Raw genomic sequence first — 11,898 nt, 5'->3', positions numbered from 1 at the left:
CCTAAGTATACGAGAAGAGGGCAGCCGTATGACAGCAGGTATTGTCACTATTGTATCCTTTCTTTGCGAGCGTCTCTCAGTACAGCATCGCTCAAATCTAAACCAAGAGTATCCGCTTTGGACTTATAGCAAGAAAAAATATCAAAATCATGTCCTTAAGCCAATTATTTCTCTATGGATTGGTCACAGTAGCGCAAAAAAGCGAGATATTTTGATTTTTCAATGAAACTATGTTATAATTTGCTTTAAATGAGAAGAAAATTAAAACCCATCGTTGTGCTAATCTTTTTTAGCCTGATTACCCTAGTGATGGGAGTTGCCTACCTCAAAGAAAGGCAGCTGGATAAACAGGTGCTTCAACAAGCTAGCCAAACCATTCCAACCGCTAGCCTACCTTCTATCAATCCTGCTCCTTCATCATCTGCTGAAGAAGACATCGTTGAATTAAAACCCATTATTGATGTTTCCGGCTGGCAACTACCCTCTGATATGGATTACGATACCGTTTCACAGCATGTTTCTGGTGTTATCGTCCGCGTTTATGGCGGGTCAAAAATTACCAAAAATAACAACGCATCACACACCACAGGTATTGATAAATCTTACAAAACCCATATCACTGAGTTTCAAAAACGTGGTATCCCTGTGGCTGTCTATGCCTACGCTCTAGGTACTAGCGAAAAGGAGATGCGTGAGGAAGCTCGCGAATTTTACAAAGCCGCTTCGCCTTATAAACCAACATTTTATTGGGTTGATATAGAGGAAGAAACCATGTCAAACATGGATCAAGGGGTCAAAGCATTTCGCGATGAACTTAAAAAACTTGGTGCTGAAAACGTTGGACTCTATATCGGTACTTATTTTATGACTGAGCAACAGATTTCAATTGATGGATTTGACGCTATCTGGATTCCGACATACGGCGGCAATACCGGTTATTACGATGCTGCCCCGCAAACGGATATTGAGTACCATCTCCACCAGTATACCGACCGAGGTTGGATTGCTGGTTTCAATCATGATGTCGATATGAATCAAATTGCCCCTACTCAAGAGAACAAACTAGCTATTTTTAAAAAATTATTCGGCTCATTGCCATCAACCAATTAAATAACCTGTAAAACTCCTGAATCAAGTCATTGATTTAGGTTTTTTACTAGCAATCAAAAAACTAGACTGGTTCATGACCAATCTAGNCAACCAATTAAATAACCTGTAAAACTCCTGAATCAAGTCATTGATTTAGGTTTTTTACTAGCAATCAAAAAACTAGACTGGTTCATGACCAATCTAGTTTTTATTAACTTACCTAGCTCGTCTTCTCAGTCCGGCTAAGCCTAGGGCTGATAAGAGGGCTGTTGCGCCGACAGCGGCTAGAGCTGTGTGGGCATCGCCTGTTGCAGGGAGTCCCTTCTTACTTGCTGGTGCTGAAGCTACAGGAGCTGATGATTGGCTTGTTGCTTTAACAAGCTTAGCAACTTCTGCCTTGATGGCTTCGAGTGCAGCTTCAGTTTCTGCGAAGGCTACCTTGACAGCCGAATCGCCTTTTTGCTCGTCAGTCAAGTTGGCTGCATCAATTGCTTTGAGCAAATCGGTCGCCAACTTAGCCTTGTCCACAGGTTTATCTGGTGTATTGCCAGTATTTGGTGTGTTACCTTGGTTAATGCCTGGGTTACCAGGATTTGAGGTGTCCCCACCTTGACCAGGGGTTCCTGGGGTCGGAACAGGATTTGGTGTTGAATCTGACGTTGGCGGAACCGGTGTTGATTGTGGCTCATCACCAATACCATACTCACTGGAGTGCTCTGCAGTGAACGTGGCATAGCGCTGGCCATCACGAGTTATTGTTGTGAATGGCAGAGCATGGCTCTGGTCACTATTTGGCAAGTAAACCACTTGAGCGACATCTTTGCCGTCATCAATTGGCAGGTAGACGTCAACTGGAGCAGTTGGCTTGATGACATTACCATCCTTGTCGACCAGCTCGATGTCAAAGAGGTCGTAGTCGGTACCTTTGAGGATGGCTGGTGTTTCAGGGTTGTTGGTTTCTTTGTGGAAGACCACTCTCAAGCCTGCCACCTTGGCATCCGCTGATTGAACCTCTGCGATGATACCTGAGTCAGTTTGAGGGTTGACGTCAGTAATTTGACGCGGTGGTTGTGTGGTGTCAGGTTTGGTTGTGTTGTCGCCTTGGTTAGTATCGGTGTTATCACCTGAGTCGTTATCGGCGTTATCACCTTGGCTGCCACCATTATTCTGGTCATCGCCCGGGGCTGGGGTGGTACCAGCTGAATCGTCGGTTGCGCCTGAATCTTGACCTGCATCGCCTGACGGACTATCAGAATCTGAGCTGTCTTGGCTATCACCATTAGCCTGATCACCACCTGGGGTTGTGTTTGAATCAGTTGAATCGCCTGGTGTGCCTGGATTTTGACCTGCATCACCTGACGGATTGCCTGAATCTGAGTTGCCTTGGTCTTTGTCTGTTTCTGGCGTTTCATCATCTGGCGCTTGAGTTGACTGGTCGACTTCCTCATAATAGGTTGCCAATTCATAAACTTCAAAGGCTTGGTTGCCATGTTCTAGCTTGATGTCCAGCAAATGTTTGACACCTTCTGGGACAATCAGCGTTTTGAAGCTACTGTCCAGCTGTCCAAGGACAATCCACTTGCTTACCACATCACGGTCATGCTGCTCTGCTATTTCCTCAACCACGCGAGCCTTAACGGTAACCACCTGACCATCAGCGAGTGTTGACAAGATTGTCACATGGTTATGATGGGTGTTTTCAGACAAGTGATAAGTGAGTTCCCCAGCTTGACCTTGGGTGCGATAGCTGGTCAGGAGGCGTCCGTCAACAACATGCGTTGCCAAGGAGTCTTGAGTTTCTGCGCCACTTGTGACAACGGTTTGGTCATTAACAGTCTTGACAAATTCGCCGTCGTTAATCACCAGTTCAGTAAAGCCAACAAAGCGGTGGGTGTAATCTGCAGTGAAGAGAACCCGCAAGTACTTGGCAGTAACTGGAGTCGTCAGACTACCCTCGATATAGCGATTACCTGGTTGTGTGCTATCGTGAGTCCAACCATCTGTCAGAGAATCATCCCGACGTGGGTTTTCCTGACCATCACCAACAGTCACGACATCTGTCCAGGTTTGACCATCTGGGCTAATCTGAATCTTACCGTCGCGCAAGTAATTCTGAGTGCCATCTTGGATATAGGCACGAATTTTGCGTACCGGACGCTCACTACCTAGGGTCAGAACGATATTGCCACCTGAACGTGGGTAGTCAGAAAACTCTACAAAATTATTGAGTTTGCCATCAAAGAGCTCCGCGAGATTGTTGCGGTTACGCACATCAGAGGAACCGTAGGTAGAGTGAATGCCCATAGTAGTTGACGTCAAGCTGTCTGGCAAGATTTCCTTGGTCTTAACCACCAAGGCTTGTGCCGTGATAGACTGATTGCTACTTGTTTCGTTGATAAGACGAACATACCGAACCAAATCTTGTCTGTTAATCTGGTCATTTCGATACCATTCGACACCATTTGGTGAATAGAGGAGACTGAGTTGATCGTTGCTTGCTCCTGTCAGAGCGATACTTTCCAGCTGATGCAATCTAGCCAACTTCAAGCCGATATAATCAGACGGTTTCAGTGTAGCGTCAGCCGGCAGAGCTAGGCGATAACTGTCCTGACCAAGAACTGTTCGTGCGTCTGCAAGTTCAGCAACAGAGGTCTCTGTGTAATCGGCTACGCCTTCGTTACTCTCCAGTTTGAACTCGGCAATCCGCCACCATTTATTCATGGCTTGAGCATTCTTAATCCGAACGGCCTTGGCTGTGACAGCTGTCGGAATGGTAATGGTCGTATCACCATTAACATCCGCCAATCTATGCCAAGTTTGACCGTCTGGGCTATATTCCACGACACCGCGACCAATCTTGTCGCCCGTGCCTTGGACAATAATCACCTTAGATAGCGGCGTGGCTTGTTCGAGATTAAGCTGTACCCAGCTATCAGCAGGGGTATTGTCCTGACCGTTGCTGTTTGCAAACATGGCTTCTGTGGCAGGGTTGTTGTCTAGTGCTTGATCTTGACTGGTGCTGTATTTGTAAATGAGGTTACTGCTGGTGGTAATGGTACCTGTCAGCTGATTGCTACGTTGCCCTTGTTCCAATGGACGGTTGATAGCAATCTCACGCACACCCAACCAAGTGTTTTCTTTCGGTGCTGTTGCAATGATACGGACCGCCTTGGCCTTAATCGCCAAATCTGTAAAGGTCAGTTGGTTTTCATTGCCGACATAGGCAGGACTATCCAGTTTCACCCAGGTATCTTGCTCGTTGAGGTATTGAACATCAGCTGCCGCAAAGGTATCTCGTAGATTGCTGGTTGCCCCCATAGCAAAGCCAAGACTGGTCAGCTCAATCGGACGATTGAAGGCTAATCCAACATAATCACCAACAGCAATACGGTTTGGACTCTGACTAAGCACTTGAGTGGTCAAGTCACCGTCTGTCAACTTGCTCAAATCACCTTGAGCGAGGTTACGGTTGGTGATGAGGCTAGTCTGAATGACACTAGGGTCCAAGGCCTGTTCAATCTGACCTGCCACATGTTCAAAGAGATTGAGGATAAATGGACGGATGTGTTGGACACCCAGCTCAGCCGCCTCATAGTGATTCACATACCAGAACGTATGGTTCTTAGACTGATTGTAGCGATCCAGACCTGCCTTGTAATTATCCCACAGGGTCGCTTTGTCACCATTCAGGTGCTCGGTAGCAGTCAGCAGGCTATCCAGAGCAGTCATCTGATCAATGGTGTTATCCAACCAGTGACTGATTTGGTCTTTCATCCGCTCATGGCCAGACGTCTTGTAGACTTCGGCTGCTGTTTTTAGCTTGGCAAATTCCTGACGGAGTTCAGAACGTTCAGCAGTCACATCATCCCCTGCTTTGAGCTTGTTGATGAAGGCTGTCAGTTTCGGAGCCAGCTCAACAGACTCTTCTAATTTCACCACACGGCTGTCCATGTTCTGGTTAATCATGTGCTTACCGAGTTCACGGAAGGCACGAGATGTCTCGCTATCCTTAAAGGTACCTGTTTCTGCAAAGTTAAAGGCAACATCATTGACAGATTTGGCTTGACTTTCTGAACCCCAGACTTTCCAGGTGTACTCAGCTGCATTGAAGAGAGCAATCTTAGATGGTTCAGACTGCTGCATCGGATTGAGCATGATGCCGGCAATTAGACTAGGGTCAATAGATGGGTGCAAAAATTTCTCGCCACCGCCCAAAATCAAGTGTTGCTTGGAGTTATCTGTTGTCGGCCAGTTAATCCAAAGTTGCACAGGACGATAAGCACTACCCCCAGCCTCCAGATTGGTCTTGAGGTTGTTCAGGAAGGCGCTAGACACTTCACCCCAGATACGACCACCTGTCAACGTCAGAGCACTGGTCTCAGGCAGATTGGCATTGAGAGAGCGAAGCTCTGCTTCACGACCATTACCCCAATACTCATGAGGAACAAAGACCATCTCCTTACGAAGACCGTTATAGGTTGCTTGTTTCTCGGTCAGCCAATCTGTCAAGTCACGCATGAGGCGATTGTAACTGTCATAACCACCTGCTGGTCGTGGCGCATCGTCTGCTAAAATGCCAAACTCACGCACTCCAACATCCATGAGCTGGGTAAACTTAGACTTGATAACCGTCAAATCTTCTTGATAAACGCTATCATTATCAAAGCGAACACGGTTATGCATGAATGGGTGCAAGGTCCACACATAGCGGGTCTTGCTTTGGTTACCAGCACGAGCCAGTTCTTTAATCTCAGCTAATTTTTCCTCAGGGTAGAGTTCGCGCCAACGACTGTTATGGTAAGGGTCATCCTTAGGTGCAAAGAAGTATTGGGTCAGCTTGAGGTCGCCACCGTAGCGCATCAGTTCGGCACGGTCAGCATTTGACCATGGATTACCGTAATAACCCTCGATGAAGCCACGGTTCTTGATATCTGCATAATCCTGAACCGTTACATAGCGGAGCACAGGCTTCTCACTATCCTTGAGCATGTGCTTGAGGGTTGTCAGACCATGGAAGACCGCATCGGTGTCCTTACCAACAACGGAGATACTATTGCCCTTGATCACCAGACTGTGGGCGTCAATCTTGTTGTAAAGCTCTGGGGAAATAGCAGAGCCTGCCTGATGGCGACTTGCTGCAGTTTCCTGACCATGAATGCCCAAGAAGATGTTGGTGGCACTGTCCACCGCTGCTTGGCTGGTGCTGTAAGAGATGTTATTGGCTTGCAAGGTCTCTTTGAGACGGTTGCGGGTGTAAATGTCAACGCCACTGCCAATGACCAGATTAACAGCGCCATCAAGACGCACTAAGCCATCACCATAAGTCACCTGTTGCGGCGTTGGGAAGACCGTATAGGTCTTGGTCAGGTAAGCAGGATCTGTCAAGGCTGCTGTCACATCCACTGTTGTCGGTGCTGTCCAGCTATCTGGCAATTCTTCTGTCCCATCTGTCACAACCTCACTCACTTGACTCGGCAAGATGGTGAAGGACTTGGTCACGATTCCCTCATAGCGCCCTAGACCTGTCACAGTCACCGTACCTTGCGTTTGGCGATTAGCCTGACCGATATTATCGGCGTAAGTCAGGCGATAATCGGTGTTTTCCACCAGAACCTGACCAGCTACTGTCACCACTGCTTGAGGGGTCAAGACTTGTCCAGTATGGGTGACGGACTGATGAGACAAGCTCACATGACCATCTGTTAAGGCAATCTTAGCTTCTGGGTCAGTCACTTCTCTCACACGGAATTCACTGACTGCCATAAAGCGATTTGGACGATCTCCAAGCGTATTAACAGCTTGAAGCTTAACGTAACGTGCTTGTTTTGGTGCAAAGCTAACTTCTTGCCAGTCGTTGGTATTGCTAAATGTGCCAGTCGCAACACTTTCCCATGTTTGGTTGTCTGTACTTACATAAACTTCATAGTTGCTAACCTTACCATTTGAAGCACCATCTTGACGTTGCAAGTAAGCCAGACCGTCCAGATGTCTGATTTTTCCAGTATCTCCGACTAACCAAAGATTGGAAATGTCTGTTCCAGCACCCCACGCTGAATGCCAATGCGTGCTAAAGTCAAAGTCATTGGCATTAGTGACTGCTTCGGATGCCCGGTTTTCAACAGATCCAGCTGTCAGAGTGACCTCACTACGAGGCACATAGCGCTTATCCTCAGGTGTCCGTGGGCTTTCTGGAATCAAATGCACCGTATAAACAGCTGAGCGCGTCTTATCTTCTGACTCGGTAAAAATTTTCACCACACCATCTTTTTCTGGCAAGACAGTAACACCGACATTCCGATTATTGTTTGTTGCAGTGACCACACCTGTTGCTGGCACCCGCATCGTTGTAGCAACTCGATTGCCTGTGTAGTGACGAACACCGACGCGAACGTCTGTTAGCCCTGCTTCACTGTGCTGGTTAAAGCTCTCTAAGGAGGTCATCAGCTGAACTTCTGCGATGCCGACAGATGATTTCTGCGTGCTTGGCATGGCTTCGTCAGAATTTTCAACAGTCATCTTGAACTCAACAGCAGAAACAGGCTGAGCTAGACGATAAGTCACTTTTGTCAAGCTAGTGCCTGCGACAGCCTCAGATGTCTGATTCGCGATGGCAATTGTTTCATCTTCTGCACCAGAACCACGGTTCCAGGCGAAGGTCGCTGATTTTGGTGTGCGCAGTGATAGACGGTCTCTATGGTAATAGGCCACAACTTCTGCGATGGTTTGAGCCGTGTCATAAGTGAAACTCAAGGTTGCGGTCTTTTGACCGTTTTGAGCAGCTTGCCAGTTTGACCAAATCGTCGGATTAGGGCCGCCTTGGTTATTCGCTGATACGTTGAGATTACCATCGTTGATGGCTGCTAGCGTATCTGATTGCTGTCCTGTCGGTACACTCTGAGACAAACGAGCTGCGCTCGGTGCAACGTTTTGGTCAATGGTGATTGTTTTTTCTCCAACACGAACACTGGCAATAATCGGCAATTTTTGCCCAAGCACATCTGCAGTACCGTTAATCATGACTGTACCAGTCTGCGCAAACTGTGCTTCCTCTGGCATTTGCCAAGAAACTGGGAAGGTCGCTGACAAGAGACTGCCGTCTGCCAGATAGGCTTGCGCAGTTTCCGGTAGTTTAGGACGTGCCCCTACCTCAGTGGCAGTACTGATGTTCTTGATGGCTGCGACTTGGTCGATAACCGCAACAACAAGCTCTGCCCTTGTTTCCAAATCGTTGATACGACCTGTTGCAGTAAAGGTTTCGCCTGCGGCGAGTTTTGGTGCAATAGCCGAGCGGTCAAAATGAAGATCTTTTTCCACTTCTCGACCGTCTTCGTAGCGGACAGTGGTTTTCTCTGGTAGCTTAAGCTCCGCGCCTTTTTTGATATAGATGGTTTTTGTGAGCTTGTAACTGTCGACCTTATCTGCTTGCGGCTGGCGTTTAGCAGCCACCTCAAAGGTCTGTGTGCTTGAGGCTAACCCGTCAGCTGTTGCAGTGACCTGTACCTGACCTGCCTTACCTGTCATTTTGAGGATCGCAACAACTTTACCACCGAAGGCTTGACGGTTATCATCTTGGTAGGACTGGTGATCAACAGGGTTCCCGTTGTCCATAGCGACTAGCTCGGCCTCACCCGTCACTGTCACTTTGATGCGGTTGCTTGCATTAACAACCAGATTGCCCTTGGCATCTTGCACATCAATGGTCACATAGGCCAGATTGTGATCATCAACAGTATCTTTCTTATGAGTCACTGTTGCGTGCAACTTGTGAGCTGCACCGAAGGTGCTGACCTGACTAGTTCCCACTGTCTGCTCAATCACATGATCCTGTTCATCCAGTGCAACAGCTTTAATCGTGCCTGCTTGATAAGGCACATGCCAAGTGAGATAGAGGTTTTTATGCTCAGCGCGCTGCTTGTCCTCACCCTTATAAATCTGATGGGTATAACCTGCAGATGTTGTTTCTTTACTAAATGCTTTTGTCCCAATAACACGCTCTACGCCCTCAGGACTGATGTGAACTAACTTCACTTTAGCAGCGTTAGAGTAAACAACAACTTCTACTTGATTTTGATTGTCCTTAGCGACAACTGACTCCTCCCAAGCCGGCAAGACATGCAATGTCGTGTCCCCTTTTTGCCATTGGCTACGGTAGAAATAGTAAGAGTCTTTCGGCAGACCAGCCGTATCAACGATACCAAAGTAAGAACTCTTAGGTGCTCCCCAAGCACCGACAGAACCTGAAGATACACCATTCCACGGTGTTGGTTCACCAAGATAGTCAAAGCCTGTCCAGACAAACTCCCCTGCGACAAAGTCTCGTTTAATGGTATCATACCAAGCCTCACTGGCGACATGTCCCCATCCAACCTTACTTTGATCATATGAAGTCAACTGACGATCCGAGCGACGCTCATTGCCTTTGACATTATAAACACCACGGCTGTTAATAGCCGAAGCTGTCTCAGAACCGTAAATAATCCAGTCTGGATGGTCACGATGACCTTGGTCATACTGAGCACCATTAGCATAGTTATAGCCAACAATGCCTTTTGTTCCTGACTTATTAGTCAAGGCATTAGCCATCGCAATAGATGTCTGGTTAAGGTTTTTGAGCTTATTATCTCCCAATGTGGCTGGACGGGTTGGATCTATTTCTTCTACCCAGCTAAAGAGTTTAGCAATCACCTGTGGATAATTAGAGGTGTTGGCAGAAAAGCCCTCCATGACCTCATTACCCGTTGACCACATGATGATGGATGGGTCGTTAATCCCGCTTTTGACCATTTGCTTGATGTGGTACTCTGCCCAAGTTTGTTCAGGAGAGGTCACACCATTTAAGTTTCTTACGCTAGTACCAATCTGACGATTGAAGAAACGAGCATAGTCGTTTGTGTTCCCATTTTTAGCATGTTCCCACGTATCAAATGCTTCATCAATCAAGAGCATTCCCTTGCGGTTAGCGATGTCTTTCATGGCACGAGAAGCAGGGTTGTGGGTCACACGAACCGCATTAACGCCCATATCCTTGAGAATAGTGAACTGGCGTTCGATGGCATCGTAATAAGCACGCGCCCCTAGACCACCCTGGTCATGGTGAATGGATACCCCTTGCAATTTCAGGTTTTGCCCATTGAGTTTGAAGCCCGTATCCTTATCAAAAGCGGTATAACGGAAACCTGTCTCTTGATCCCTTGACTGAATCACCTGACCGTCCTTTAACACCTCCGTCCGAAGCACATAGAGATGAGGATTGTCGACCGACCAGAGTTTTGGCTTAATGACCGTTAGGCTATTGTCAATAGCCGAGCGAGCGCCTGCTGCTACCGTTTGAGGAGATGTCGTTTGGGTTTCCGCAACTGTCGTGCCTAGTGACCCATCACCCTGACGCTCGAACAAGGTATGCTTAACGCTAATCTGAGCAGTCTCATTGCCTTGGTTAATAACACTAGTGCCAATAGTGACGCGACTACCGCTAGCTTGGTCATGTGTTGTTTCCAAATCAGGTGTCCGAACCACCACCCCATACTCCGCCAAATGGACTGACGGAGCAAATTCCAAATGCACAGACCGGTAAATCCCTGAACCTGAATACCAACGAGAACTTGGGATTGGGTTGGTCACTTTGACTGCCAGAACATTTTCCTCATCTTTTTTCAAATGTTCCGTCAAATCAAAACTAAATGGGCTATAGCCGTAAGTGTGTGTTCCTAAGGACGTGCCGTTGATGAAAACTTCCGTCTCCATATAAGCCCCGTCAAATTGCAGGTTAACACGACCCTTAGCCGCCTCTTCTCCAATGGTAAAGGACTTGCGGTACCAGCCGATACCGCCAGGCTTGTAGCCACTTTCAGCCTCACCAGATGGGGTGTAGTCCTGGGTTAAGCTAAAATCATGTGGCAAATCTAGCTTTTTCCAGCTCGAATCGTCAAAGCTCTTGCTAGAAGCTGCTGCACTATCTCCCAGATTGAATTTCCAATCCTTATCAAAATTCACCACTTTATCCGTGTCGTTGTAATGATTGACCTTATGCCATTCCTCAGGTGATTCTGTCTGGGTAATCGTTTCGGATGGCTTGTCGCTAGATGGTTCAGCAGAGCGAGTGGCCACATTAGCAACAGCAGGGCTTGAGGAAACTGTAACACGAGACAAGTCCTCAGCAGGTGCTTCTGAAGTCACTTTTTCTGCATCTGACGAGCTCGACAAGCCTTGTTCTGCTACTTCGGACGCTTTACCTTCCTCGACAAGCGGTTTAACAGGCGCTTCATTTGCTACAGATTGTTCGTCTTCTTGCTTATCCGTCTGACCAGCGACTGGTGAAACAGGTGTTTCCGCTAAAACTGTTTCTTGTGGCAACACCCCAGACAAAAATAGACCAACCACAACAGAGCCAACACCCAGGCTCGTCTTACGGATGGAATAATGATAAAGCCGATTCAGGTAATCTTTTCTATCTCGTTTCATACGTGATAGCAACCTCCTTTGATAAAATAATTTGTTTAAAAACACGACGTGAGTCGCAAACGTTTACAAATAAAATATTAACAAAAACTAATTTCAAAATCAAGCGTTTACACAAAAAATAATAAAATCTTATCATGATAAAAGGAGGATGTTTTCCTGTAAATGCCCCTAGCTAACACTCTCAAAAATCAATCCTTATCTTTTCAATCCGCTCTAAACTTATCCACGTCTATAATGACAACACCTAAAAAAGACCAAGATTCCAGATGGATTTGAACCGCACCCCAAAAGTTAGACAGATAATCTAACGAATGGGGTGCTTTTTTATGAAATTGAGCTACGAAGATA

The 11,898-nt window shown here is 47.0% G+C and carries 3 protein-coding genes; 2 read left to right on the top strand and 1 reads right to left on the bottom strand.

Translation table 11 applies throughout. The features are described 5' to 3' along the window. Positions 1-28 precede the first annotated feature (28 nt). Entirely contained in the window at positions 29-226 is a 198-nt protein-coding gene (locus ACERC8_RS06920) for a hypothetical protein (protein WP_373659165.1), read from the top strand. A gap of 23 nt (positions 227-249) precedes the next feature. After that, positions 250-1,110 (top strand): glycoside hydrolase family 25 protein, encoded by an 861-nt coding sequence (locus tag ACERC8_RS06915; RefSeq protein ID WP_373659164.1) that lies wholly within the window; start codon positions 250-252, stop codon positions 1,108-1,110. Positions 1,111-1,305: 195 nt separating this feature from the next. Here the strand turns inward: ACERC8_RS06915 and ACERC8_RS06910 are convergent, their stop codons facing one another. Further along, a complete protein-coding gene (locus ACERC8_RS06910; protein WP_373659163.1) occupies positions 1,306-11,550 on the bottom strand; it encodes a beta-N-acetylglucosaminidase domain-containing protein in 10,245 nt (3,414 codons plus the stop codon). Positions 11,551-11,898: the final 348 nt, after the last annotated feature.

It is taken from the genome of Streptococcus sp. E29BA, assembly GCF_041807805.1.
Classification (GTDB): Bacteria; Bacillota; Bacilli; order Lactobacillales; family Streptococcaceae; genus Streptococcus; species Streptococcus entericus.
This window is presented reverse-complemented; position numbering and strand designations above follow the sequence as displayed.

Excerpts from the sequence above, each read along its gene's own strand:
- ACERC8_RS06910 (WP_373659163.1), bottom strand. The coding sequence starts at position 11,550 with ATGAAACGAGATAGAAAAGATTACCTGAATCGGCTTTATCATTATTCC.
- ACERC8_RS06920 (WP_373659165.1), top strand. The coding sequence starts at position 29 with ATGACAGCAGGTATTGTCACTATTGTATCCTTTCTTTGCGAGCGTCTC.
- ACERC8_RS06915 (WP_373659164.1), top strand. The coding sequence starts at position 250 with ATGAGAAGAAAATTAAAACCCATCGTTGTGCTAATCTTTTTTAGCCTG.